This window comes from Sphingomonas paucimobilis NBRC 13935, assembly GCF_000739895.2.
GTDB lineage: Bacteria > Pseudomonadota > Alphaproteobacteria > Sphingomonadales > Sphingomonadaceae > Sphingomonas > Sphingomonas paucimobilis.
Genome location: NZ_BBJS01000004.1, coordinates 46424 through 68986, shown reverse-complemented (window position 1 = coordinate 68986; position 22563 = coordinate 46424). Strand labels below are relative to the sequence as shown.

The window sequence follows — 22563 nt, the reverse complement described above, 5'->3', positions numbered from 1 at the left end:
GTCGTATGAGGCTTTCAAGCATCGGCCATTTGCCGACCCTGATCGTCGCACTTGTGGCCAGCCATTTTTGTGGAAGCGCGCGCATCGCCTACGCACAGGGTCCGACGCTACCCTGTCCGCTGACCGCCCCCTATCGGACGGACAATGCCTTTGCGCGGATCATTCGAGGGGAGCGCCCAGCCTCCGTCATCGCACAGGACAAACGCGTCATGGCGATCATTCCGCTGGATTGGGAGCACCCCGGCCATGCGCTGGTCATTCCCAAATCCCCCGCGCGCAATCTCGACGACCTGAGCGATCGCGATGGGCTTGCGGTGTTGCACATGGTCAAACGTGTCGCTGCCGCGCAGCAGCGCGCACTGGGCAGCACCGGTTATTCCCTGCAACAGAACAATGCGAGCCGGCAGGACGTCTGCCACTTTCACGTCCATGTCATCCCCAATACACCCGCCGTCCCGAGGAGACGGCTTACACGGACCGAGATGGACGCCATGGCGGAACGTTTGCGCGCCGCCCTACCGACACGGTGAGCCGTCGATACAATCCTTCGGGCGCATGATGACAAATTTGGGTGCGCGGCCCGCCAGCCGCACAGCAAAGGGCCGCCGAACCCATGGTCCGGCGGCCCCGCTTATCCCCGCTCAGGGATTGTTCGGAACGGAGGGACGTTCCTTTGATCGGTCAGCCCTGCCCCTGACTCAGAAAGCCGGTCAGCTCGGTCTTGGACACCTTCTTGCTCTTATCGGTGTCGGCTTGGGCAAAGGCCGTGCCGACCCACTTCTTAGTGGCGGGCGACTCGGCCTTGGTCGATGGGTCGGTCTGCGATTTCAGCGCGACCATCCACTGGGTAAATTCGGCCTTGTTGAGCTGCCCGTCGCCGTCCTTGTCATAGGTCGGGAACTGGGTGTCGACGACCTGCGCGATCTGGCTGCCGGTCGCCTGCACCTGACCCTCGGCGGGGGCCGCCTGGGTCGGCGCGGCGGGATCTGCCGCCGGCGTCGCGGCTTGCGCCGGGTCAGTCGTGGTTGCGGGCGCAGATTGCGGCGCGGCCGGTGTGGTCTGGGCGGGTGCGGTCGTGGTCTGCGCAAGTACCGGGGCAGACACCATCATGGCACCAGCAAGAAAAGCATATTTCATCATCTCGTCTCTCCCTTACTCTGGTCGAACGATGACTTTGAAGACCAGGGACGCGATCTTCGTCGTTAGAGATACGGTCCCGATCTGCATTTTACCATATGGGAAAGCGCCCATCGGATTTGAAGGCTCCGCTCGTCCCTGCTAACGGCACGATACACCGCGATTCCGAGAGGAAGACGGCGGTGAGCCGTGCCGTTTCCACGACCTAAAAAGGTGCCCTCGATGATCCCGCGCTACTCCCGTGCCCCCATGACCCGGATCTGGGACCCGCAGACCCGTTTCCGCATCTGGTTCGAGATCGAGGCACATGCCACCGACGCGCTTGCCGAACTGGGCGTCGTCCCCAAGGAAGCCGCCGCGCGCATCTGGGAAGCCGATAAGGCCGCCGGCGATTTCGATATCGAACGCATCGATTCGATCGAGGCCGAGACCAAGCACGACGTCATCGCCTTCCTGACCCATGTCGCCGAGCGGACCGGGCCGGAGGCGCGCTTCCTCCATCAGGGCATGACCTCGTCCGACGTGCTCGACACCTGTCTGGCGGTGCAGTTGGCGCGCGCGGCCGACATCCTGCTTGAAGACCTGGACGCGCTGCTCGCGGTCATCAAGCGCCGCGCGATCGAGCATAAGCTGACCCCGACGATCGGCCGCAGCCATGGCATCCATGCCGAGCCGGTCACGTTCGGCCTGAAGCTGGCACAGGCCTATGCCGAGTTCGACCGCAACCGCGCGCGCCTGGTCGCGGCGCGTGCCGACATCGCCACCTGCGCGATCTCGGGCGCGGTCGGCACCTTCGCGAACATCGATCCCCGCGTCGAGCGCCACGTCGCCGAGAAGATGGGGCTGACCGTCGAGCCCGTCTCGACCCAGGTCATCCCGCGCGACCGCCATGCGATGTTCTTCGCCACGCTGGGCGTCATCGCCAGCTCGATCGAGCGTCTGGCGACCGAGGTCCGCCACCTCCAGCGCACCGAAGTCCTCGAAGCCGAGGAATATTTCTCTCCCGGCCAGAAGGGCTCGTCGGCGATGCCACACAAGCGCAACCCGGTGCTGACCGAGAACCTTACCGGCCTCGCCCGCATGGTACGTGGCTATGTCACCCCGGCGCTGGAGAATGTCGCGCTGTGGCATGAGCGCGACATCAGCCATTCCTCGGTCGAGCGCTATATCGGGCCTGACGCGACCATCACCCTCGACTTCGCGCTGGCGCGTCTGACCGGCGTGATCGACAAGCTGGTCGTCTATCCGGCGCGGATGGAGAAGAACCTCAACAAGATGGGCGGCCTCGTCCATTCGCAGCGCGTGCTGCTGGCGCTGACCCAAGCGGGGGTGAGCCGCGAGGACGCCTATCGCCTCGTCCAGCGCAACGCGATGAAGGTGTGGGAGTCGGACGGCGCGCTATCGCTGATGGAACTGCTCAAGGCCGATGCGGACGTCACCGCCGCGCTGTCGGCGGAGGAGATCGAGGCGCGGTTCGACCTCGACTATCATTATAAGCATGTCGATACGATCTTCGCTCGGGTGTTCGGCGAAGCGTGATCATTCGGGGGGAGCGTTCTGCGCTCCCCCACCTTTTCATGACGAGGCCGAAAGCGACACGGCCATCCAGAGTCCGGTCTTATGCGCCGGACTGCCTCGCTATCCGTAACAACGGAGGGGCTGTTATCCCACCCAACCGGCAAGCCAGTCCGCCACCGCCTGCGGCGTCATCGCCCGCGCATCGGCCAGCGCCGTCTCACGGCCCGCATTGACCAAGCTGTTGGTCTTCGGATCGACGATCAGCACCGCCGGCACACCCTGCAGCCGCCCCTTAATCCCGTAGGACGCCGGGATATCCATATTCTGATCGAACCGGCCGACATCGACCGTCACCACCTCGAAATGCCTGGCGACGAAGCCGCGCATCTGGGGCAATTCCATCACCCCTGCCAGCAAACGGCAGTCGAGGCACCAATTGCCGCCCAGATCAATCAGCACACGCTTGTGCGCCTTCACCGCCCGCGCCCGCGCCGCCGCAATCGCTGACTTCGCGTCGCCCGCATGATAGGGCAGCGGCAAGGGCTTGGGCAGCGCCTCGAAGCTGGCGATGCCGACGCGCGGCGCCGATATCGGCGCGGCGGCGGGAAGCGCAACGGACGCGGCGAGCAGAGGCAGAACGAAAAACCGGGCGTTCATCATGGGGCTTCCTTCGATCGGACCCCGGCAATGGACAAAAAATCCCGCCACTTGGCAAGCAAGTGATCATGTGGGGATCGTCAGTTTTGGTGTGCCTTGCCGATTCTGTTTACAGATGTAATCATCGCACTCCGGTTCAATGAGGGAGAACGGCGATGCGGAGGGCTTGGCTGATGGGTCTGGGTTTGGCGGCGCTGACACCTGTGCACGCCCAGGCCGTGAAGGAAACGGACAATCGCGAAATGACCGCGATGTTCGACGCCGACCAGGCCACGCGCCAATCGATCGATCCCGCCAAGCCGATCGATATGACGCAGGTCCGCCGCATGATCGCCGAGGATGCGGCCCGACGCATGGCGGCTCGGGCGATGCTGGCCGAGGGACGGCTAAAGACGGCCGAGGATTATTATCACGCAGCGTTCATTTTCCAGCATGGACAGGACGCGGCCGATTATCTGCTGGCCCACTCGCTCGCCATGGCGGCAGTGGCGCGGGGCAAGGCGGAGGCCAACTGGATCGCCGCCGCGACGCTTGACCGTTATCTGATGAAGATCGGGCAGCCGCAAATCTATGGTACGCAATATACCCGCTCGAAGGAACGGGGTGCGACCATGGACCCGTATGATCGCGCGCTCATCCCGGACAGTCTGCGCAAGGCACTGGGCGTGCCTGTTCAGCCGGAGCAGGACAAGAAACTGGAGGCGATGAAGACGGCTGTTCCCAAGCCCTGACCGCCTATGAAAAAGGGAGGGCAACCCACCGGCACCCTCCCCTATTTGCCATTCAAGCGAGCGTTATTCGCCTGCGAAGACATTCTTCAACTTGGCGAAAAAGCCCTGGCTTTCGGGGCATTCGTCGCCGGTCTCGGTTTCACGGAAGAGTTCGAGCAGCTCGCGCTGGCGGGTCGACAACTTGGTCGGCGTCTCGACCTCGATCTGCACGACCAAGTCGCCGGTGCCGCGCCCTTGCAGAACGGGCATGCCGGCCCCGCGCTGGCGGAGTTGCTTGCCCGACTGGATACCCGCCGGAATCTTGATCTCATGCGTACGGCCATCGAGTCCGGGGATCGACAGCGATCCACCCAGCGCCGCCGTGGTGAAGCTGATCGGCGCGCGTGCGAACAGGGTCGTGCCCTCCCGCTCGAAGATGGCGTGCCGCTTCACATGGAGGAAGATATAGAGGTCGCCCGCCGGCGCACCCCGTGCGCCCGCCTCGCCCTCACCGGACAGGCGGATGCGGGTCCCTTCGTCGACGCCCGCCGGAATGTTGACCGCCAGCGTCTTGGTCTTCTCGACCCGGCCGTCGCCGCGACAATCGGGGCACGGATCGGCGATGATCTGGCCAGCGCCCTGGCAGACCGGGCAGGTCCGCTCGACGACGAAGAAGCCCTGCTGCGCGCGGACCTTGCCATGGCCGCCGCACTGTTGGCAGGTCTTGGCACTGGTACCAGGCTTGGCGCCCGTGCCGTCGCAGGTGTCGCAGGCGGCCGAGACATCGATCGTGATCTCGGTCGACTTGCCATGGAACGCTTCTTCCAGCGTGATTTCCATGTCGTAGCGCAGGTCCGCGCCGCGCCGGGGCTGTTGCCGCCCGCCGCCGCGTCCACCGCCCATGAATTCGCCGAAGACGCTTTCGAAAATGTCGGAGAAGGCGCCGAAGTCCTGGCCGCCATGGCCGCCACCACCCATGCCGCCCTGCTGGAACGCGGCATGGCCATAGCGATCATAGGCCGCGCGTTTCTGGGGGTCCTTCAGGCAGTCATAGGCTTCGCTGATCGCCTTGAACTTGGCCTCGGATTCCTTGCAGCCTGCATTGCGGTCGGGATGATATTGCATGGCCAGCTTGCGGTAGCGCGACTTGATCGTCGCATCGTCCGCCGTACGCTCGCATTCCAGCAGTTCGTAGTAATCGATCGTCGTGCTCATGCCCGGTCTTGCCCCGTCCGCTTCAGCGCGTGCCCCGTCGACCCTCCGTGCCGTCAGGCCAGACGGAGCGACACCGCCAAGCGCTTCGCCACTTCATGCCCCGAAAAAACGCCGGGGCGGTATTCCAAACGCAAAGCCATGGCCCGGTCCACCCGAAGGTGAACCGGGCCGACAGGCTTACTTGGTGTCGTCGACTTCCGAGAATTCGGCGTCGACCACATCGTCCTGCTTGGCCTGACCGGCGTCAGCGGCCGGCGACGCTTCCGCCTGCTGCTGCTTCTCATAGATCGCCTGGCCCAGCTTCATCGCGACCTGAGCGAGGGCCTGCGCCTTCTCGTTCATGGTGTCGGGGTTGCCACCCTCGACCGCCGTCTTGGTCTCGGCGATCGCCGCCTCGATTTCCGACTTCAGCGACGCGTCGACCTTGTCACCATTGTCGGCGAGCTGACGCTCGGTCGTGTGGATCAGCGACTCGGCGTTGTTCTTGGCCTCGGCCTCGGCACGACGCTTCTTGTCCTCTTCCGCGAACTTCTCCGCGTCACGGACCATCTGGTCGATGTCGTTGTCCGACAGACCGCCCGAGGCCTGGATGCGGATCTGCTGCTCCTTGCCGGTGCCCTTGTCCTTGGCCGAGACGTTGACGATGCCGTTGGCGTCGATGTCGAACGTGACCTCGATCTGCGGCACGCCGCGCGGTGCGGGCGGGATGCCGACCAGGTCGAACTGACCCAGCAGCTTGTTGTCCTGCGCCATCTCGCGCTCGCCCTGGAAGACCCGGATCGTCACCGCATTCTGATTGTCGTCGGCGGTCGAATAGACCTGGCTCTTCTTGGTCGGGATCGTCGTGTTGCGGTCGATCATCTTGGTCATGATGCCGCCCAGCGTCTCGATACCCAGCGACAGCGGGGTCACGTCGAGCAGCAGCACGTCCTTGACGTCGCCCTGCAGCACGCCCGCCTGGATCGCCGCGCCCATGGCGACGACTTCGTCCGGGTTCACGCCGGTGTGCGGGTCCTTGCCGAAGAAGTTCTTCACCACCTCACGCACGCGCGGCATGCGGGTCATGCCGCCCACCAGCACCACGTCGGCGATCTCGTCGGCCTTCATGCCCGCATCGGCCAGCGCCTTCTTGCAGGGCTCCAGCGTGCGCTGGATCAGGTCCTCGACCAGACGCTCCAGATCGGCGCGGGTGATCGTCTTGACCAGATGCTTCGGGCCGTTCTGGTCGGCGGTGATGAAGGGCAGGTTGACCTCGGTCGACTGGGCCGAGGACAGCTCGATCTTCGCCTTTTCGGCCGCTTCCTTCAGACGCTGGAGCGCCAGCTTGTCCTTGGTGAGGTCGATGCCCTCATCCTTCTGGAAGCCCGATGCCAGGAAATCGACGATCTTGTTGTCGAAGTCCTCGCCGCCCAGGAAGGTGTCGCCGTTGGTCGCCTTCACCTCGAACACGCCGTCACCGATCTCGAGGATCGAGATGTCGAAGGTGCCGCCGCCAAGGTCATAAACCGCGATCGTCTTGCCGTCCTGCTTCTCCAGGCCATAGGCCAGAGCAGCCGCGGTCGGCTCGTTGATGATGCGCAGCACTTCCAAACCAGCGATCTGGCCGGCGTCCTTGGTCGCCTGGCGCTGTGCGTCGTTGAAATAGGCCGGAACCGTGATGACCGCCTGGGTCACCGTCTCGCCGAGATACGATTCGGCGGTTTCCTTCATCTTCTGCAGCGTGAAGGCCGAGATCTGCGACGGGCTGTAATCCTTGCCGCCCGCATGGACCCACGCGTCGCCGTTCGGGCCGCGTGCGATCTTGTACGGAACCAGCTCGGTGTCCTTCTTGGTGACGGGATCGTCGTAGCGACGACCGATCAGGCGCTTCACCGCGAAGATCGTGTTGTCGGGGTTGGTCACCGCCTGGCGCTTGGCCGGCTGGCCGATCAGGCGCTCGCCATCCTTGGCGAAGGCGACGATCGACGGCGTGGTGCGCGCGCCTTCCGCGTTTTCGATGACCTTGGGCTTGCCGCCCTCCATGACAGCGACGCAGCTGTTCGTGGTGCCGAGGTCGATGCCGATCACTTTTGCCATAAGTCTCTAAATGCCCCTCAAGAACATAGTCTGGAAGTCCAATGCCAGGGTCGCCCGGTCCCGAAAGCGGCAACCGGAAAACCCCGCTCACTGGCCGGATATAGGTGGGCGTTCCGTTGCCGCAAGATTGGATGGAACCTAGGATGGCTTCAGGATTTGCCGAAACGAGAGGGTATGTCATGCGGCGCGCTATTTTTCTGGGCCTTTGCGCCTTGGCCATGGGCCTGTCCCTCGGCGGATGCGGCGAAAAGCCGGAACTCTATGCCGACGAAGGCTGGGTCCGACTGGCCGCCGTTCCCGGCCGGCCGGCCGCCGCCTATTTCATCGTGCATGGCGGCCCCAAGCCGGTGAACCTCATCTCGGTCAGCAGCGATGTCGCGATCACCAGCGAGATGCATGAGGGCGGCATGGCGATGAAGAAGGTGGACAGCGTCCCCATCCCCGCCGGCGCGACCGTCACCTTCGCCCCCGGTGGGCGGCATGTCATGCTTTACGACATGAATCCGGGGGTTAAGCCGGGGCGCATCCTGTCGCTGCTGCTGACCTTTTCCGATGGCACCCGCCTGCGCCAGGGGGCACGGGTCATCGCGGCCGGCGATCCGGCCCCGCAATCCTGATCCGGCCATTCCGTCAATTTTTTCATAGACTAAGACCGTCGCCTATCCGGGAAAAGCCCGGATAGTTCGTCATGGTTAAATCGCGTCAACCATCCTGTCCGCGCGTGGGGATTCCCCCGCGCTCGTCACGGGATGGGAGTTACCATGACGGTCATCAACACCAATGGCGCCGCGCTTCGTGCGATGGCCGCCACGCAGCGCGCCAATACCGACCTCGCCCAATCCATGGCGCGGCTGTCCTCGGGCCAGCGGATCAATTCGGCCAAGGACGATGCGGCGGGGCTCGCGATCAGCAGCTCGATGACCGCGCAGATTCGCGGGATGTCGCAAGGGATACGCAACGCGATGGACGGCGTGTCGCTGATCCAGACGGCGGACGGCGTGCTGAGCGAGGTGTCCAACATGCTGCAACGCGTCCGCGAACTGGCGGTGCAAGCGGGATCGGGCACTTACAGCATGACCGATCGCGCGGCGCTGCAAAAGGAGGTCACCGCGCTCGCCACCCAGATCGATCAGACGATCCGCTCGGCGTCGTTCAACGGCGTCGCCTTGTTCAACGCCAATGCGCCGATTTACGACGCCGACAACAATCTGGTCGATGCCAGCGTCAAGCTGAACGTCCAGGCGGGGCCCAATATCGCAGACACGATCCCGGTATCGATCGATCCGGTGCCGATCGAATTCGTCCGCGATGATGTCGATGGCTATTGGGGCTGGAGCTATCACGGCCGGCTGACGAACCCGAAATACCGCGATCAGAGCCAGTCGCATCTGGTGACGTTCGACGATTATATGGCGCGCGGGAAGATCGCGGGAACGACGGTCGCCCGCCAGGACATCGGCCGGATCGTGTATCAAAGCGACGGCGACCAATGGTACGACCCCAATGGTCCGACCTATGATCCCGGCGACACTTACGATGCCTATACCGCGCGCCGTCAGTTCTCGCTGGTCGACGAACTCAACGTCATGAACCGTTATCGCACCGATCATACCATGGGCCGCGTCGATGCGCTCCTGTCGACGGTGGCCAGCGTCCAGGGACAACTGGGCGCGACGGGCAACCGGCTGGAATCCGCGATCGCCACGCTGACCAGCGGCACAACCAACCTGTCGGAGGCGCGCTCGCGGATCGCCGATACGGATTATTCGGACGAATCCGTGAAGCTCGCCCGCGCGCAGATCCTGGCCCAGGCCTCGACCGCGATGCTGGCCCAGGCCAATCAGAGCCAGAAGGATGTGCTGAAACTGCTGGGGCAATAAGCTCCCGCCCAGGAGAGCGTAAAGCAACGCGGCGTCATCATGCCCCAACGAAAAAGGGCGGACCTTTCGGCCCGCCCTTCCCGATCACCGATCCGCCGGGATCACTCCGGCTTCTTGGCCACACCCACCAGCGCCGGGCGCAGCAGGCGGTCCTTGATCATGTAACCCGACTGCATCTCCTGCACGATCGTGCCCGGCTCCTGATCGGAGGGGAGTTCGATCATTGCCTGATGCTTGTTGGGGTCGAGCGTCTGGCCCATCGCCTCGATCTTGGTGATGCCGTGACGGCCCAGCACGCTTTCCATCTCGCGACCCGTGGCGTCGAGGCCGGTCACCAGCCCCTTCCACTTGTCGTCCGTGCGCAGATCGGCCGGAATCGTTGCCAGCGCACGCTGGAGATTGTCGGCGACCGACAGCACGTCGCGCGCGAAGGAGGTCGCGGCATAGTTGCGCGCGTCCGACGCGTCCTTTTCCGCCCGACGGCGGATATTCTGAATTTCGGCCTGGGCGTAGAGATACTGCTGCTTGGCCTCGGCCAGTTGATTTTCCAGTTCGCTCAGACGGTCCTGGCCCGCCACTTCGGGCGCGGCCTCGGCCGTTTCCTCGCGAAGATCGGTCTGGGGTTCGTTCGTCTTGTTGTCGCTCATCATAATCCCTGTTCAGCCCGTGATCCGGGTCAGCCCATCATTCGGGCGAGCGTTGCCGCCGTGAAATCCACCATGGGCACGACGCGGGCATAGTTCAACCGCGTCGGCCCGATTACGCCGACCACACCAACCACTTGGCCGTCCAGATTGCGAAATGGCCGGGCGATGACCGACGATCCCGACAGCGCGAATAATTTGTTCTCCGCGCCGATGAAGATGCGAGTCGAATCCCCCGCCCGCGCCGAATCGAGCAGGCGGGCAACCTCCTGCTTGCCTTCCAGATCGTCGAGCAGATCGCGCACCCGCTCCAGATCCGCCGCGGCGGCCGCATCGATCAACCGCCCCTGCCCGCGTACGATCAGGATCGGTCGCCGCTCGCCATCCTCGCTCCAGACGATCAGCCCCTGCTCGACCAGCGCCCGCGCCGCACCGTCTAGCGCCGCCTGTCCGGCGGCCAATTCGCGCTCCAGCCGCTCGCGCGCCTGCCCCAGCGTCAGCCCGGCGAGCGTCGCCGACAGATAATTGCCCGCCTCGATCAGCGCCGAGGGCGTCATGCCTACAGGCAATTCCAGCACCCGGTTCTCGACCGCGCCATCCTCGGCGACCAGCACCGCGAGCGCCTGCGTCGCGGAGAGCGGCACGAAGCCGATCGAGCGCAGCTTCATCTCGCGCTTGGGCACCATGACCAGACCCGCACAAGCCGACAGTCCCGACAAGACCGCCGTCGTCGCCGCCAGCGCCTCTTCGACCGGGCCGGCGCGCGCCGCCCGCGCCTCGATCGCGGCGCGCTCCTCGACGCTCGGCTCCATGGCATGCATCATCCCGTCGACGAACAGCCGCAGCCCGATATCGGTCGGCATCCGCCCCGCGCTGGTATGCGGCGCGGCGAGCAGACCCCGTTCCTCCAGTTCCTGGAGCACGTTGCGGATCGAGGCGGGCGACAGGTTGATCCCCGACAGGGCGATCGTCTTCGACCCCACGGGCTGGCCGCTGGTCAGATAGCTGTCAACCACGACACGAAAGATATCGCGCGCCCGGTCGGTCAGCTCGGTGATCGGTGGGGTGACCATGACGGAAATGTAGGCATGGCAGTGCTCACGCTCAACCGCGATCGCAGGGCATTCCCGTTCTCTTGGTCTCTGGCGCATCGCGCGGGGGCCGGTTAGGGCTGCTCCCAAGGAACAAGGAGAAGACTATGCGCCCGTCCGGCCGGATGCCCGACCAGATGCGTCCCATCACCATCGAGCCGAATTTCACCCGCCACGCCGAAGGTTCGGTGCTGATCGGGTTCGGCGATACCAAGGTACTTGTCACCGCCAGCGTCGAAGAGCGCGTTCCCCCCTTCCTGCGCGGCAAGGGCGAAGGCTGGGTCACGGCCGAATATGGCATGCTGCCCCGCGCCACCCACACGCGCGGCAGCCGTGAGGCCGCCAAGGGCAAGCAGTCGGGCCGCACCCAGGAGATCCAGCGTCTCATCGGCCGCTCCCTGCGCGCCGTCTGCGACCTGAAGGCGCTGGGCGAGCGGCAGATCACCCTCGACTGTGACGTGATCCAGGCCGATGGCGGCACCCGCACCGCCGCGATCTCAGGCGCGTGGGTCGCGCTACGCATGGCGGTCAACAAGCTGATGGCCGAGGGCAAGCTGACCAGCGACCCGATCCGTCACAAGGTCGCCGCCGTCTCCTGCGGAATCCATCAGGGCACGCCCGTGCTCGACCTCGACTATATCGAGGATTCGAACGCCGATGCCGATGCGAACTTCGTGCTGATCGAGAACGGCCATATCGCCGAGGTCCAGGCGACCGCCGAGCATGCCACCTATGACGAAGAGGCGCTGCTGCGCCTGCTCCGTCTGGCGCGCATGGGCTGCACCGAGATCTTCGCCGCGCAAGAGCGGGCAATCCGCGCATGAGCGGTGAAGGCAATGGCCGCCAGGCGATCCGCAAGCTCGAACCCGGCAAGCTGGTCCTCGCCAGCCACAACAAGGGCAAGATCGTCGAATTCCGCGAACTCCTCGCGCCCTACGGCGTCGAGGTGATCGCGGCGGGGGACCTGGACCTGCCCGAGCCCGAGGAAACGGGCACGACCTTCGTCGCCAATGCCGAGTTGAAGGCGCTGGCTGCCGCCGACCTGTCGGGGCTTCCGGCGCTGTCCGACGACAGCGGCCTGTGCGTCGAGGCGCTGGGCGGCGATCCGGGGCTGTTCTCCGCGCGCTGGGCGGGGCCGGAAAAGGATTTCGCCATGGCGATGCGCGCGGTGGAAGACCGGCTGAACGAGGAGCCGGACATGAGCCGCGCCGCGCATTTCGTCTGCGCGCTGGCGGTCGGCTGGCCCGATGGCCATGTCGAGTGGTTCGAGGGCCGTGTCGACGGCACCATCGTCTGGCCGCCGCGGGGCGACAAGGGCCATGGCTATGACCCGATCTTCCAGCCGATCGGCTATACCGAGACCTTCGCCGAGATGGACCAGGGCGAAAAGAACCGCATCAGCCACCGCGCCGACGCCTTCGGGCAGCTGGTCAAGGCAGTGTTCTAAGAAATCCTCCCCGGTACGAACGGGGAGGTGGCAGGCCGAAGGCCTGACGGAGGGGGCTTCCACAAAGGATATCCTCGTGGCGACCCCCTCCACCAGCCTGCGTCTGGTCCCCCTCCCCGTACCGGGGAGGATTTAAGTCCTACCCCTTCGCCAGCCGCTTCTGGTTCGCCGTCACCGTCCGGTGCACCGGGGTCATCGCCTGGAGCGGCATCGACGCACCGATCAGCATCGCGCGCGCCATCGCTTCCCACGCATCCAGCATCCCGCCGCGCGGATTATGGCGGGACAATCGCGACAGCGCCGCCTGATCGCGATTCCACACCCTCGCCGACTGGTCGAACGCCTTGACCTTCTCGCTGACCATCAGCGTCATTTCGGCGGGCGACGAGGTGCCCGTCGCCATCGCGCCCATCCGGGTCGCGATCACGCTCTGTGCGCTCAGCATGGCCTCGCCCGCCATCACCGCGAAGCGCGCGGGCGCGGTCCAGAAGGCGATCCACGCCATCGGATCATAGGGATTGGCCATAATTGCGTTCCTTCGCCACGCCCGGCGGATCAGAAAGCCCGCTCGCCAAAGACGTTGCCCGTCGGGCTATAGCGGCAAACGAGGAAGTCGTCGCGCGCATTACTGGCCATCGCGCATCCCATCGCCGTGGAACGCGCCCAGACGATCTGCGTATAGTGCGCCACATCGCCGAACTGGCCCGTGCGGCTGGATTGCGGCACGGGCAGGTTGACGAAATTGCGCTGTTCGGCGCGCCAATGGGCCATCATCTCGTCATAGCGATAGGCGCCGCGCGTGCCGGTCCACAGATTCTCGCCCTGTCGAGCCGGTCCCTGCGGCTGCTGCGCATGCTCGAACCGGCCGGTCCGCGCCATTTCCTGGGCATAGGACAAGGCGCTCGCCGCCAGCGAGTCGTTCCAGGCGAGCGGCGGCAACCCCACATCCGCCCGCGCCGCCCGGTGGCCGTTCAGCATCGCCTGGCGCAGCAACCCTGCCCCGCGCGGCGCGGGCGCATCGGACAGCCGCTGCTCGACTACCCGCGCGGGCGGACGCTCCCCCGCCCCAGACGGCACGACCGCGCCGCAACTCGACAGCAACAGAGCCAACACGGGCAGCGATAAGAGATGGCGAAGCGCGAACATCGCCGCCATATCGGAGCGCATCATGTCCTCCGCAATATCGCCGTCCTCCGCGCCGCTGGCGCTTTATGTCCACTGGCCCTTCTGCGTCTCCAAATGCCCCTATTGTGACTTCAACAGCCATGTCCGCGAATCGGTGGACCAGGCGGCCTGGGCCGATGCGCTGCTCGCCGATCTAGCGCATGAAGCGGCGATGCTGCCGGGACGGCAACTAACCTCGATCTTCTTCGGCGGCGGCACGCCCTCGCTGATGCCGCCCGCCACGGTCGCCGCGATCCTGGACGCGGCCGAGCGGCATTGGGGCTTTGCCGAGGGGATCGAGATCACGCTGGAGGCCAACCCCTCCTCGGTCGAGGCGGCGCGCTTTGCCGATCTGGCTGCCGCCGGGGTCAATCGCGCCTCGCTGGGCGTCCAGGCGCTCGATGACGAGGCGCTGCGCTTTCTTGGCCGCGCGCACGGCGTAGACGAGGCGTTGCGCGCGCTGCAAACGGCACAGGAGCAGTTTGGCCGGGTCAGCTTCGACCTGATCTATGCCCGCCCCGGCCAGCCGCTGGCCGATTGGGAGGCGGAGCTGACCCGTGCGATCGGCTATGGCACTGAGCATCTGTCGCTCTATCAGCTCACCATCGAGCCGGGTACGCGATTCGCCACCGAGGCAGCAGCAGGGCGGCTGACCATTCCCGATGGCGACGCCGCCGCCGACCTATTCGAGACGACGCGCGCGATCACCGCCGCCGCCGGCCTGCCCGCCTATGAGACCTCCAACCATGCGCGGATCGGGGCAGAGAGTCGTCACAATCTGACCTATTGGCGCTATGGCGATTATGCCGGCATCGGCCCCGGCGCGCATGGCCGGCGTGAAGGCGTGGCGACCGCGCGGCGCAAGAAACCCGAAAACTGGATGGCTGCGGTCGACCGCAACGGCCATGGCATCGAGTTGGAAGAAGCGCTCGCCCCCGTCGCCCGCGCGACCGAGGCGCTGGTCATGGGGCTGCGCCTGACCGAAGGGGTCGACCTCCGCTACGTCACCGCCCTCGCCAAGGGGCGGGAGATGGTCGACGCGGCCCAGGTCGAACGTCTGGCCCAGCAAGGGCTGGTACGCCGCGACGGCGAGCGGCTGATCGTGACCGAAGCGGGCGCGCTGCTGCTCGACGCGATCCTGCGCGAGGTGGTGCTGGACGAGGCTTAAACCGCGTCGGCGACCGCCTCGCGCACCCAGTCCGCATAGGCCGGCAGCGCATCGGTGATCGGCACCGCGACGATTTCGGGCAGTTCATAATCATGCAGCGCGGTCGCCGCCGCGCACAGCGCGTCGAATCGTGCCCGCACCGTCTTGATGGTCAGCATCAGTTCGGGCTCATGCTGGACGGCGCCCTCCCAGCGATACCAGCTTTCGATCGGCGTCATCTGGACACAGGCCGCCAACCGCCGCTCGACCAGCGCCCGGGCGATGGCTGCGGCATTGTCCCGCGACCCCACCGCGCACTGAACGAGGATCAATTCGTTCCCGCTCAATCCCCGAACCCGGTCGGCGCCGGCGAGACGGTCACCGCCGTGCCGTCACGAATCTCCTGCACCTCCAAGGCGCGTTCGGCTACGCCGTCGCGGCCGAAGCGGAAGGCGCCGTCGATGCCGGCAAAGCCGTCCGATGCACGGAGACGCGATTCGGGGAAGGCCGCGTTCATCTTCCAGTCGCGGGCGATCCGCACGGTCAGCAGAACCGCGTCATAGCCCAGGCTCGACAGGCGATAGGGCGCGGTGCGATAGCGGGCCCGGTATTTTGTCGCATATTGGCGGTAGAGGTTGTTCGATACGCTGGCGAACCAGGCGCCGTTCAGCGTCGGGCGCGCCGCGATGTTCGATTCGGAATTCCACAATTCGGTGCCGAGCAGCCGGGTGGTCGCCCCCGATCCGCGCTTGATGACCGGGGCCGCCGCTGCCGCCGCCGCCCCGCCATCGGCGATCAGCACCGCATCATAGGGCGCCTTGGCATTCAGCCGCTGTGCCGCCGCCGCGATGCCGCCCGCGACCCGGCCATAGGGCTGGAGCGAGACGACCTGGCCCCCGGCCCCTTCCACCGCACGCAGGAACGCGGTCGAGGCGCGCTCGCCATAAAGGCCGTTGGGAACAAGGCCGGCGAAGGTGGTGACGCCGCGCCCGCGCGCATAATCGACGACGCGGTCGATCGACTGCGCCGGGGTATAGCCCATCAGATAGGTGCCGCCGCCTGCGACCCCGGTATCGTTGGAGAAGCTGATGACCGGCACGCGGGCGGCGCGCGCGATCGGCGCGACCACGCGGACATCTTCGGAGAGGAGCGGCCCAAGGATGAGCTGGGCCCCCTCGGCGATCGCCTTTTGCGCCGCCGCCGCCGCGCCGGTCGCGGTATCATAATTGGTGATGCGGACGGTGTCGGCCTGGCTGTCAAGCAGGGCCATCATCGTCGCATTGGCGATCGACTGACCGACGCCGGCATTGCTGCCCGAAAGCGGCACGAGCAGCGCGACGCGGTGGCGCGCGGTGTCGCGCGGCAGGCCGGGCTCCACCTCGGTACTCGGACGCGGCGTGGTGGTCTGGGGACGCGGCGGCGGCGCTTCGGTCGGCCCGCGCGGGACCAAAGTCTGACACGCCCCCAGGAACAGCGTCGCGGCCAGCGCCAGCGTGCGGCCCAACCGCAGGCCGCCCTTGTTTCGAAGCCCCGGATAGGCGGCCCCCGGTTGTACGAACAGCCCTGCCTCTGTCATGACACTCCCCGTGACCCAATCCGAACACAAACTCGAACCCGGCCTCTACATCGTCGCGACCCCCATCGGCAATCTCGGCGATCTGTCCCCGCGCGCGGCCAACATATTGACAAACGCCGATGTCATCGCGGTCGAGGACAGCCGCGTGACCGCCGGGCTGCTCCGCCATATCGGCGTGAAGCGCCCCATGCAGCCCTATCATGACCATAACGCCGAGCATGTCCGCCCTGGCCTGATTGCGCGGATGGCGAGCGAGGCGGTGGCCCTGGTCTCCGACGCGGGAACGCCGCTGATTTCCGATCCGGGCTATAAGCTGGTCCGCGACGCGCGCGCCGCCGGCCATGCGGTGGTGACGATCCCAGGCCCATGCGCCGCGATCGCCGCGCTAACGTTGGCGGGCTTGCCGACCGACCGGTTCCTGTTCGTCGGCTTCCTGCCGCCCAAGGAGAAGGCGCGCGCCGACGCCATTGCGGAGATCGCCGGCATCCGCGCCACCCTGGTCCTCTACGAATCGGGGCCACGGCTGTCCGCGACGCTGACCGCGCTCGCCAAGGGGCTGGGCGATCGCGAGGCGGCGGTAACGCGCGAGATCACCAAGAAATTCGAGGAGGCGGTGACCGGCACCCTCTCCACGCTCGCCGCCCGCTATGCCGAGGGAGGGCCCAAGGGCGAGATCGCGATCGTGATCGCGCCGCCCGGCGAAGCACAGCCTGCCAGCGAACAGGATGCCGACGCCGCGCTGGCCGAGGCGCTGACCCGCCTGCCCGTCGGCCGCGCGGCGAGTGAGGTCGCCAAGGCGCTGGGTCTCGATCGCAAGACACTCTATGCGCGGGCGCTGGTGATGAAAGGCGATGCTTCCGAGGCCTAGGGCCGGTGCGTTAGTGATTCGGCAATCGTCGTCGGACCATGATCCGCACAGGAGCCGGACATGTACGCTTATGAATTTCGCCACGACCTGAATCTGCTCGACATACGCTGGACGGGCCTGTTCACCCCCGAGATCGCGACGCGCTATGCCCGCGAGCTGGTAGACGCATTCCGACGCAGCGGCTTCCGCCCCGGCTATCGCCTGCGTATCGACATGAGCGAAATCACCGTCCAGCCGCGCGAGGCGATCATGACCGTGCACGAGGCACTGCGCGACTTTCCCCGCGCCAGCCGCATCGCCATGATCAACAACAGCGCGATCGGCCGACAGCAGATCCGGCGGCTGATGACCCAACCCTATCTGCGCGTGTTCGACTGCGCAGAGGACAGTGTGGCTTGGCTATCCGAGCAGGAAGAACCCGTCGCCTGATACACGACCAGGTGCAGAGGATATCCGGATCCGCTATCGTCGCGAGCATGTCGATGCCCCGCCCCCTCCGCGATCGTCGCCAGGCCGAGGCAACCGGCCGTCGCGGCGAACGTCTCGCAGCGTGGTGGCTGCGCCTCAAAGGCTGGACCATTCTCGACCGCCGCGTCCGCACGCCAGCCGGCGAGGTCGACCTGATCGCGCGGCGCGGGTCGCTGGTCGCTTTTGTCGAGGTCAAGACGCGCAAGTCCGCCGCCGAACTCGACTTCGCGATCGATGAGCGACGCCTCGCCCGGGTCGCGGCGGCGGCGGAGGTGCTGATGCCGACCTATGCCGGGCCGGGCGACGATATCCGGATCGATGTCATCCTGCTCGCGCCGGGCACGCGGCCGCGTCATATCGAAAATGCCTGGTGCGGGTGACGCGCGGGTGACAGGCGCGGGTTGAGCGATTACCTCCGCTGGCGATCGTGCGGCCCCGGCCGCTCCGCATAAGAGGAACGCCCCATGACCCAGTCGCTGACCGTCGCCGTCCAGATGGACCCGATGGACCAGATCAACATCGCGGGGGATTCGACCTTCGCGCTGATGCTGTCGGCGCAGGCGCGGGGCCACCGGCTGTTCCACTATGACGCGGGCGATCTCAACTGGTCGGACGGACATCTGTGGACCAAGGCGCACCCCGTCACGGTGCAGCGGGTCGCCGGCCATCACTATAGCTTCGGCGATCCCGTGAAGCTCGACCTGGGCGACGAGGCCGATGTCGTGCTGATGCGGCAGGATCCGCCCTTCGACCTGGGCTATATCACCGCCACCCACTTGCTCGAGCGGGTCGCCGAGAAGACATTGGTCGTCAACAATCCGCGCAGCGTGCGCAACGCGCCCGAGAAAGTCTTCGTGCTCGACTATCCGCAGTTCATGCCACCGACGCTGGTCACGCGCTCGCTGGAGGAGGCACGCGCGTTCCTGGCCCAGCATGGCGAGATCGTCATCAAGCCGCTGCACGGCAATGGCGGCAAGGCGATCTTCAAGGTCGGGCGCGACGGCGCGAATCTGTCGGCGCTGATCGAGGTGTTCAACACCGCCTATCGCGAGCCGCATATGGTGCAGGCCTTCCTGCCCGCCGTGGCCAAGGGCGACAAGCGCATCGTCCTGATCGACGGCGAGGTCGCGGGCGCGATCAATCGCCTGCCGGGCGAGGGCGAGATCCGCTCCAATCTGGCGGTGGGCGGCTCGGCGGAGAAGACCGAGTTGACGGCACGCGAGCGGGAGATTTGCGACGTGCTGGGGCCGGAGCTCAAGCGGCGCGGGCTGCTGTTCGTCGGGATCGACGTGATCGGCGGCGAATGGCTGACCGAAATCAACGTCACCTCCCCCACCGGCATCGTCGCCATCGAGAAATTCGACGGCACCGACGTCGCCGCGATGATCTGGTCCGCGATCGAGGGCAAGATCGGCGCCAAGGGCTGATTCCGGTCCTTCCCGGTACAGGGAGGATTGAGGCGGCCCCCAACGGAACTCATCCACGCCCCCGCGCTTTTGCCCTTGCGAGAAAGGAAGGGTTGGTTTGCGATGGGTGCAACGACGATCGGGGCGATGGTGGGTGCCGCAATCGACGGCATGTCGGGCGATGATGGTGTCGCCGACGGTGCGGTCATCGGTGCCGTGACCGCCAATGTTCTGAAGATCGTGCTGCCGATCGCAATCACCTATGCCGTGGGCTGGGCGGTGCTGCGTGGCGCCGGCGAGCTCAAGGACCGCGTTTTTGGAGAGGCACAATGATCGGACGTATCATCGGCGCGCTTGTCGGGCGTGAAGTCAGCCGTCGCGACGGCAATAGCGGGTTCAAGGGCGCGGCGCTGGGTGCGCTGGCAGTCGGCGGCATGCGTCGGCTGGGCCCGCTCGGCCTGCTGCTCGGCGGCGGTTATGCGGCCAAGAAGGCCTATGATCGGCACAAGGCCGGCAAGGTGGCTGGTCGCTACTAAACCCCATATTGGGTCGATCGCCCTATCGCAGCGCGTCAGCCATGGCTTGACGCGCTGCAACAGCGTGCGTCAAAGGCAGGCATGTCCAATTCGCCCGCAGACCCCGACGATCCCCATAAGCTGAAGCGCCGCGGCATGTTGTTCGTGCTGTCCTCGCCCTCGGGCGCGGGCAAGTCGACGATCGCGCGCAAATTGCTGGCGGACGATCCCGGCCTCCAAATGTCGGTGTCGGCCACCACGCGCGGGATGCGGCCCGGCGAGGTGGAGGGCAAGGACTATCATTTCGTCGATCTCGAGGAATTTCGCCGCATGGTGGCGAATGACGAGTTCCTCGAATGGGCGCATGTCTTCGACAATCGCTATGGCACGCCGCGCGCGCAGGTCGAGGCGATGCTGGCAGCCGGCAAGGACGTGCTGTTCGACATCGACTGGCAGGGCGCGCAGCAGCTGTTCCAGATCGCGGGCGGCGACGTGGTGCGCGTCTTCATCTTCCCGCCCTCCATGGAGGAATTGCGTCAGCGGCTGGAACGCCGCGCGACCGATTCCATCGAGGTGATCGACGCCCGCATGGCCCGTGCCACCAACGAGGTCAGCCACTGGGACGGTTACGACTATGTCCTGGTCAATGACGATGTCGAACAATGCTTCCTGGGGGTGAAGACCATCCTCCAGGCCGAACGGCTGAAGCGCTCGCGTCAGACCGGGCTGATCGGGTTCATCCGGAAGCTGACGACGAAGTAGGCGTGGGGCGGCTGTGCGTCGCGTGCACTTCGACTTCGCTCAGTGCGAACGGAGGTCGGGGTAGGCGACAGCAGGTAGCCGGGGTCACGCGTTTTATCCCCCAACTCCGTTCAGGCTGAGCGAAGTCGAAGGCCACGCTTAGCCTTATCGGCGGGTGACTCCCTTGCGCTTCGACTTCGCTCAGCGCGAACGGACGCGGGGGTTACCCAAGCTCCAACGCGCTCAAAAACCGAACCGCCGCGTCGAACTCGCGCCGCTTAGCCTCGCGCGCTTCGAGGGCGAGATAATCCTCGCCCCATTGCTCGGCCTGGAAATCCTCGTCGACATGCGCGGCCGTCCAGATCGCATTGGTATCGGCCGCCCCTTCAAGCAGGGCCAGCGCCAGCACCAGCGAACCGGTGATCGTCACCACCGGCGACAGTGCGGCCAGTCGGAACGGATCGAGCGCCGCCACCGCCGCGGATAGCCGCTCGACCGTCGCCTTGGGCTGCGGCCGATGCATGATCCCCGTAACCAGCGCGAAGTGCACGTCATAGCGATCGCGCGCCCAGTCGAGCAGCGGGTTCCACACCGCATCCTGCCGCGCCACCAGCTCCGGCGGCGAATCGGCACGATAACAGAGCAGATCGCTCTCGGCATAGCGCGCCAGCCCGGTGGCGAACGGCACGGGGTCCGCAGCGATCCGGTCGATCGCGGCATTGGCGAGTCCCGTCAGCGGCATGGCACGCGGGTCGACGGTCTCGCCGACACTGCGCCACTCCTCCGCCACCGCTTCGGCCAGCGCGGGGGTCGGCAGCGCGAGCGGGGTGCGGCCCGGCGTGCGGACGGGGCGATCGTCCAATCGGACGACGCGCTCGGCATCGACCGTGACTTCCGACCAGAACCGCTTCATTCGTCCCCGCTCCGCCAGCGATGCGCCAGCCCCGCCGGGACGATCGCGATCATCGCCAGCGCCGACAGGACGATCGCCACGCCCAGTACCTTATGTGGCCACGCGACGCCCCGGGACGCCAGCACCACGCCGAACAACGCCCCCGCCACGCCGATCAGGCGCACGGCGACAATGATGAACCAGCGCTGCCGCGCGGGGTCCCGCCCGCTCATGGCCGCACCAGCAACGCGGGCAGATCGGCCACATCCTGCGCGACGACATCCGCGCCCGCCCTCACCAGATCATGCACGTCATGATATCCCCAGGCGACACCGACCGCGAAGGCGCCCGCCGCCTTGCCCATCGCCATGTCGAAGCTCGTATCGCCGATCATCGCCACGTCCGCCGCCGCGACGCCGCTCTCGGCCATGGCAGCCAGCACCATGGCGGGATCGGGCTTGGACGGATGGCGGTCGGCGGTCTGCAGCGTGACGAAATGATGCGCGAGACCATGTTCGGCGAGCACACGCGCTAGGCCGCGATCCGACTTGCCCGTCGCCACGCCCATCAGCCAGCCCCGCTCCGCCAGATGATCGAGCAGCGCCGGAATGCCCTCGAACAGGGGTTCGGGCTCCATCGCGCCTTCGGTGCGCAGGCGGAAAAAGGCCGCCTTGTAATCGCTTGCCAACTGCCGGTGCAGATCATCGGTCAGCGTGGGGGCGAGCACCTGCATCGCCTCGACCAGGCTGAGGCCGACGATTCGGCGAATCGCCTGGGCCGGCGGCGGGGTCAGCCCCGCCATGGTGAACGCCTCCACCGCCGCGAGGCAGATATTGGCTTGGCTGTCGACGAGGGTACCGTCGCAATCGAACAGGGCTAGGCGCGGTCGCGTCATCGCCCCGTCCTATCGCGCTCCGCCGCCGGGGGAAAGCGTGTGCGCCATCCCGATCACCTGCCGTGGAAGGTCACCCGCATGAAGCCGGCCTGCTGCAAACGGTAAACGGCACCGCCGACGCAGCGATAGGAAATGGATGCCTTCGCGGAAACGACCACCTCGCGCCGCCCATACCGCTCTGCCAATTCCTTCAGGGCGGCGTCGTCTATGGGTTGCCCTTCTCGTTCCAGAAGACAGTCGGGCGTACGGTCGCTGATGACGAACGTCAGCGGGGCCGAGGCTTGGTCGGCAGCCGATGGAGCGGGGGCCAACAGCAGCATACCAACACCGGCCCAAGCGGCGACGCGACGGCGACGAAGTGGATTCGACGGGCTAATGCTGGCTCCCCAAGATGACGCATGACGAATATTATGATGAATATTGGCTAACAACCGCATTCAGCATCGCATCACACCGAATCGGGCAGAAGAGCATCAACGACGACGGGAATAATCCCGCCGCCGCCGGTTTGAAGAT

At 66.0% G+C, this 22563-nt stretch carries 29 protein-coding genes; 15 read left to right on the top strand and 14 right to left on the bottom strand.

Going from position 1 to position 22563, the window contains the following annotated elements:
• The first annotated feature begins 29 nt into the window (after window positions 1–29).
• Window positions 30–530 carry an HIT family protein gene (locus tag SP6_RS01235; RefSeq protein WP_053058568.1) on the top strand — a complete coding sequence of 167 codons (501 nt, stop codon included), beginning with the start codon at window positions 30–32 and terminating at the stop codon, window positions 528–530.
• Window positions 531–681: 151 nt separating this feature from the next.
• Here SP6_RS01235 and SP6_RS01230 read toward each other — a convergent pair whose 3' ends face one another.
• Entirely contained in the window at window positions 682–1140 is a 459-nt protein-coding gene (locus tag SP6_RS01230) for an EF-hand domain-containing protein (protein ID WP_007406629.1), read from the bottom strand.
• A 219-nt stretch (window positions 1141–1359) separates the two neighbouring features.
• Here SP6_RS01230 and purB point away from each other — a divergent pair, with 219 nt between their 5' ends.
• Entirely contained in the window at window positions 1360–2676 is a 1317-nt protein-coding gene (purB, locus tag SP6_RS01225) for an adenylosuccinate lyase (protein ID WP_007406650.1), read from the top strand.
• A gap of 123 nt (window positions 2677–2799) precedes the next feature.
• Here purB and SP6_RS01220 read toward each other — a convergent pair whose 3' ends face one another.
• Window positions 2800–3315: a thioredoxin family protein gene (locus SP6_RS01220; protein ID WP_007406643.1), complete on the bottom strand. Its 516-nt coding sequence runs from the start codon at window positions 3313–3315 to the stop codon at window positions 2800–2802.
• A 170-nt stretch (window positions 3316–3485) separates the two neighbouring features.
• Here SP6_RS01220 and SP6_RS01215 point away from each other — a divergent pair, with 170 nt between their 5' ends.
• The gene (locus SP6_RS01215; protein ID WP_007406633.1) at window positions 3486–4043 is read left to right on the top strand and encodes a DUF6624 domain-containing protein; all 558 of its coding nucleotides are present in this window, start codon (window positions 3486–3488) and stop codon (window positions 4041–4043) included.
• Between the two features lie 63 nt (window positions 4044–4106).
• Here the strand turns inward: SP6_RS01215 and dnaJ are convergent, their stop codons facing one another.
• Both dnaJ and dnaK read right to left on the bottom strand, forming a co-directional pair.
• Window positions 4107–5237 (bottom strand): molecular chaperone DnaJ, encoded by a 1131-nt coding sequence (dnaJ, locus tag SP6_RS01210; protein WP_007406651.1) that lies wholly within the window; start codon window positions 5235–5237, stop codon window positions 4107–4109.
• A 177-nt stretch (window positions 5238–5414) separates the two neighbouring features.
• Entirely contained in the window at window positions 5415–7313 is a 1899-nt protein-coding gene (gene dnaK / locus SP6_RS01205) for a molecular chaperone DnaK (RefSeq protein WP_007406620.1), read from the bottom strand.
• 179 nt (window positions 7314–7492) lie between these two features.
• On the opposite strand from dnaK, the gene SP6_RS01200 reads away from it, so the two are divergent.
• Window positions 7493–7930, top strand: coding sequence for a copper chaperone PCu(A)C (locus tag SP6_RS01200; protein ID WP_007406653.1), 438 nt, complete (start codon window positions 7493–7495; stop codon window positions 7928–7930).
• A gap of 144 nt (window positions 7931–8074) precedes the next feature.
• On the top strand, window positions 8075–9193 hold the full coding sequence (locus SP6_RS01195) for a flagellin N-terminal helical domain-containing protein (protein ID WP_007406622.1): 1119 nt from the start codon (window positions 8075–8077) through the stop codon (window positions 9191–9193).
• A 101-nt stretch (window positions 9194–9294) separates the two neighbouring features.
• Here SP6_RS01195 and grpE read toward each other — a convergent pair whose 3' ends face one another.
• Together grpE and hrcA are read right to left on the bottom strand one after the other, a co-directional pair.
• Window positions 9295–9840, bottom strand: coding sequence for a nucleotide exchange factor GrpE (grpE, locus tag SP6_RS01190; RefSeq protein ID WP_007406638.1), 546 nt, complete (start codon window positions 9838–9840; stop codon window positions 9295–9297).
• Window positions 9841–9869: 29 nt separating this feature from the next.
• Window positions 9870–10910, bottom strand: coding sequence for a heat-inducible transcriptional repressor HrcA (hrcA, locus tag SP6_RS01185; RefSeq protein WP_007406642.1), 1041 nt, complete (start codon window positions 10908–10910; stop codon window positions 9870–9872).
• A 125-nt stretch (window positions 10911–11035) separates the two neighbouring features.
• On the opposite strand from hrcA, the gene rph reads away from it, so the two are divergent.
• Both rph and rdgB read left to right on the top strand, forming a co-directional pair.
• Window positions 11036–11752 carry a ribonuclease PH gene (rph, locus tag SP6_RS01180; RefSeq protein ID WP_007406647.1) on the top strand — a complete coding sequence of 239 codons (717 nt, stop codon included), beginning with the start codon at window positions 11036–11038 and terminating at the stop codon, window positions 11750–11752.
• Window positions 11749–12375: an RdgB/HAM1 family non-canonical purine NTP pyrophosphatase gene (gene rdgB / locus SP6_RS01175; protein ID WP_007406636.1), complete on the top strand. Its 627-nt coding sequence runs from the start codon at window positions 11749–11751 to the stop codon at window positions 12373–12375. Before rph ends, rdgB begins: the two co-directional genes overlap by 4 nt.
• Before the next feature lie 139 nt (window positions 12376–12514).
• On the opposite strand, the gene SP6_RS01170 is transcribed toward rdgB, so the two are convergent.
• Together SP6_RS01170 and SP6_RS01165 are read right to left on the bottom strand one after the other, a co-directional pair.
• Window positions 12515–12901: a hypothetical protein gene (locus tag SP6_RS01170; RefSeq protein WP_007406055.1), complete on the bottom strand. Its 387-nt coding sequence runs from the start codon at window positions 12899–12901 to the stop codon at window positions 12515–12517.
• 29 nt (window positions 12902–12930) lie between these two features.
• Window positions 12931–13545, bottom strand: a complete 615-nt coding sequence (locus SP6_RS01165; RefSeq protein WP_227876670.1) for a CAP domain-containing protein — start codon at window positions 13543–13545, stop codon at window positions 12931–12933.
• Here SP6_RS01165 and hemW point away from each other — a divergent pair.
• On the top strand, window positions 13544–14707 hold the full coding sequence (gene hemW / locus SP6_RS01160) for a radical SAM family heme chaperone HemW (RefSeq protein WP_007406104.1): 1164 nt from the start codon (window positions 13544–13546) through the stop codon (window positions 14705–14707). The two genes, SP6_RS01165 and hemW, sit on opposite strands and share 2 nt — an antisense overlap.
• Here hemW and cutA read toward each other — a convergent pair.
• Both cutA and SP6_RS01150 read right to left on the bottom strand, forming a co-directional pair.
• The gene (gene cutA, locus SP6_RS01155) at window positions 14704–15018 is read right to left on the bottom strand and encodes a divalent-cation tolerance protein CutA (RefSeq protein WP_113667457.1); all 315 of its coding nucleotides are present in this window, start codon (window positions 15016–15018) and stop codon (window positions 14704–14706) included. The genes hemW and cutA overlap by 4 nt on opposite strands.
• 11 nt (window positions 15019–15029) lie before the next feature.
• A complete protein-coding gene (locus tag SP6_RS01150) occupies window positions 15030–16262 on the bottom strand; it encodes a penicillin-binding protein activator (protein WP_037569349.1) in 1233 nt (410 codons plus the stop codon).
• Between SP6_RS01150 and rsmI the strand changes: the two genes are divergently transcribed.
• The 7 genes from rsmI to gmk all read left to right on the top strand — a co-directional run bounded on the left by rsmI (window position 16261) and on the right by gmk (window position 20281).
• Window positions 16261–17130, top strand: coding sequence for a 16S rRNA (cytidine(1402)-2'-O)-methyltransferase (gene rsmI / locus SP6_RS01145; protein ID WP_007406093.1), 870 nt, complete (start codon window positions 16261–16263; stop codon window positions 17128–17130). The two genes, SP6_RS01150 and rsmI, sit on opposite strands and share 2 nt — an antisense overlap.
• Window positions 17131–17190: 60 nt before the next feature.
• Window positions 17191–17559, top strand: a complete 369-nt coding sequence (locus SP6_RS01140; protein ID WP_007406125.1) for a hypothetical protein — start codon at window positions 17191–17193, stop codon at window positions 17557–17559.
• A 47-nt stretch (window positions 17560–17606) separates the two neighbouring features.
• Complete coding sequence (locus SP6_RS01135) at window positions 17607–17978, top strand: YraN family protein (RefSeq protein ID WP_007406117.1); 372 nt, start codon at window positions 17607–17609, stop codon at window positions 17976–17978.
• Between the two features lie 84 nt (window positions 17979–18062).
• Window positions 18063–19025, top strand: a complete 963-nt coding sequence (gshB, locus tag SP6_RS01130; RefSeq protein WP_007406118.1) for a glutathione synthase — start codon at window positions 18063–18065, stop codon at window positions 19023–19025.
• A 102-nt stretch (window positions 19026–19127) separates the two neighbouring features.
• Window positions 19128–19337 carry a hypothetical protein gene (locus SP6_RS01125; RefSeq protein ID WP_007406046.1) on the top strand — a complete coding sequence of 70 codons (210 nt, stop codon included), beginning with the start codon at window positions 19128–19130 and terminating at the stop codon, window positions 19335–19337.
• Window positions 19334–19540, top strand: a complete 207-nt coding sequence (locus tag SP6_RS01120) for a hypothetical protein (protein ID WP_007406140.1) — start codon at window positions 19334–19336, stop codon at window positions 19538–19540. The genes SP6_RS01125 and SP6_RS01120 overlap by 4 nt, the downstream gene beginning before the upstream one ends.
• Before the next feature lie 81 nt (window positions 19541–19621).
• A complete protein-coding gene (gmk, locus tag SP6_RS01115; protein WP_007406092.1) occupies window positions 19622–20281 on the top strand; it encodes a guanylate kinase in 660 nt (219 codons plus the stop codon).
• A 202-nt stretch (window positions 20282–20483) separates the two neighbouring features.
• Here gmk and SP6_RS01110 read toward each other — a convergent pair whose 3' ends face one another.
• Genes SP6_RS01110 through SP6_RS01095 form a run of 4 tightly spaced genes read right to left on the bottom strand, consistent with a single transcriptional unit; the run spans window position 20484 to window position 22484 of the window.
• Window positions 20484–21173 carry an ATP12 family chaperone protein gene (locus SP6_RS01110; protein WP_007406067.1) on the bottom strand — a complete coding sequence of 230 codons (690 nt, stop codon included), beginning with the start codon at window positions 21171–21173 and terminating at the stop codon, window positions 20484–20486.
• A complete protein-coding gene (locus tag SP6_RS01105; RefSeq protein WP_037569352.1) occupies window positions 21170–21385 on the bottom strand; it encodes a hypothetical protein in 216 nt (71 codons plus the stop codon). The genes SP6_RS01110 and SP6_RS01105 overlap by 4 nt, the downstream gene beginning before the upstream one ends.
• On the bottom strand, window positions 21382–22047 hold the full coding sequence (locus SP6_RS01100) for an HAD-IA family hydrolase (RefSeq protein ID WP_007406123.1): 666 nt from the start codon (window positions 22045–22047) through the stop codon (window positions 21382–21384). Before SP6_RS01100 ends, SP6_RS01105 begins: the two co-directional genes overlap by 4 nt.
• 53 nt (window positions 22048–22100) lie before the next feature.
• Window positions 22101–22484 carry an ExbD/TolR family protein gene (locus tag SP6_RS01095; RefSeq protein ID WP_126053341.1) on the bottom strand — a complete coding sequence of 128 codons (384 nt, stop codon included), beginning with the start codon at window positions 22482–22484 and terminating at the stop codon, window positions 22101–22103.
• Between the last annotated feature and the right edge of the window lie 79 nt (window positions 22485–22563).

Coding starts and splice junctions, on each gene's coding strand:
- SP6_RS01230 (WP_007406629.1), bottom strand. CDS start 1,140: ATGATGAAATATGCTTTTCTTGCTGGTGCCATGATGGTGTCTGCCCCG.
- purB (WP_007406650.1), top strand. CDS start 1,360: ATGATCCCGCGCTACTCCCGTGCCCCCATGACCCGGATCTGGGACCCG.
- SP6_RS01220 (WP_007406643.1), bottom strand. CDS start 3,315: ATGATGAACGCCCGGTTTTTCGTTCTGCCTCTGCTCGCCGCGTCCGTT.
- SP6_RS01215 (WP_007406633.1), top strand. CDS start 3,486: ATGGGTCTGGGTTTGGCGGCGCTGACACCTGTGCACGCCCAGGCCGTG.
- dnaJ (WP_007406651.1), bottom strand. CDS start 5,237: ATGAGCACGACGATCGATTACTACGAACTGCTGGAATGCGAGCGTACG.
- dnaK (WP_007406620.1), bottom strand. CDS start 7,313: ATGGCAAAAGTGATCGGCATCGACCTCGGCACCACGAACAGCTGCGTC.
- SP6_RS01200 (WP_007406653.1), top strand. CDS start 7,493: ATGCGGCGCGCTATTTTTCTGGGCCTTTGCGCCTTGGCCATGGGCCTG.
- SP6_RS01195 (WP_007406622.1), top strand. CDS start 8,075: ATGACGGTCATCAACACCAATGGCGCCGCGCTTCGTGCGATGGCCGCC.
- grpE (WP_007406638.1), bottom strand. CDS start 9,840: ATGAGCGACAACAAGACGAACGAACCCCAGACCGATCTTCGCGAGGAA.
- hrcA (WP_007406642.1), bottom strand. CDS start 10,910: ATGGTCACCCCACCGATCACCGAGCTGACCGACCGGGCGCGCGATATC.
- rph (WP_007406647.1), top strand. CDS start 11,036: ATGCGCCCGTCCGGCCGGATGCCCGACCAGATGCGTCCCATCACCATC.
- rdgB (WP_007406636.1), top strand. CDS start 11,749: ATGAGCGGTGAAGGCAATGGCCGCCAGGCGATCCGCAAGCTCGAACCC.
- SP6_RS01170 (WP_007406055.1), bottom strand. CDS start 12,901: ATGGCCAATCCCTATGATCCGATGGCGTGGATCGCCTTCTGGACCGCG.
- hemW (WP_007406104.1), top strand. CDS start 13,544: ATGTCCTCCGCAATATCGCCGTCCTCCGCGCCGCTGGCGCTTTATGTC.
- SP6_RS01165 (WP_227876670.1), bottom strand. CDS start 13,545: ATGATGCGCTCCGATATGGCGGCGATGTTCGCGCTTCGCCATCTCTTA.
- rsmI (WP_007406093.1), top strand. CDS start 16,261: ATGACACTCCCCGTGACCCAATCCGAACACAAACTCGAACCCGGCCTC.
- SP6_RS01150 (WP_037569349.1), bottom strand. CDS start 16,262: ATGACAGAGGCAGGGCTGTTCGTACAACCGGGGGCCGCCTATCCGGGG.
- SP6_RS01140 (WP_007406125.1), top strand. CDS start 17,191: ATGTACGCTTATGAATTTCGCCACGACCTGAATCTGCTCGACATACGC.
- SP6_RS01135 (WP_007406117.1), top strand. CDS start 17,607: ATGTCGATGCCCCGCCCCCTCCGCGATCGTCGCCAGGCCGAGGCAACC.
- gshB (WP_007406118.1), top strand. CDS start 18,063: ATGACCCAGTCGCTGACCGTCGCCGTCCAGATGGACCCGATGGACCAG.
- SP6_RS01125 (WP_007406046.1), top strand. CDS start 19,128: ATGGGTGCAACGACGATCGGGGCGATGGTGGGTGCCGCAATCGACGGC.
- SP6_RS01120 (WP_007406140.1), top strand. CDS start 19,334: ATGATCGGACGTATCATCGGCGCGCTTGTCGGGCGTGAAGTCAGCCGT.
- gmk (WP_007406092.1), top strand. CDS start 19,622: ATGTCCAATTCGCCCGCAGACCCCGACGATCCCCATAAGCTGAAGCGC.
- SP6_RS01110 (WP_007406067.1), bottom strand. CDS start 21,173: ATGAAGCGGTTCTGGTCGGAAGTCACGGTCGATGCCGAGCGCGTCGTC.
- SP6_RS01105 (WP_037569352.1), bottom strand. CDS start 21,385: ATGAGCGGGCGGGACCCCGCGCGGCAGCGCTGGTTCATCATTGTCGCC.
- SP6_RS01100 (WP_007406123.1), bottom strand. CDS start 22,047: ATGACGCGACCGCGCCTAGCCCTGTTCGATTGCGACGGTACCCTCGTC.
- SP6_RS01095 (WP_126053341.1), bottom strand. CDS start 22,484: ATGCGGTTGTTAGCCAATATTCATCATAATATTCGTCATGCGTCATCT.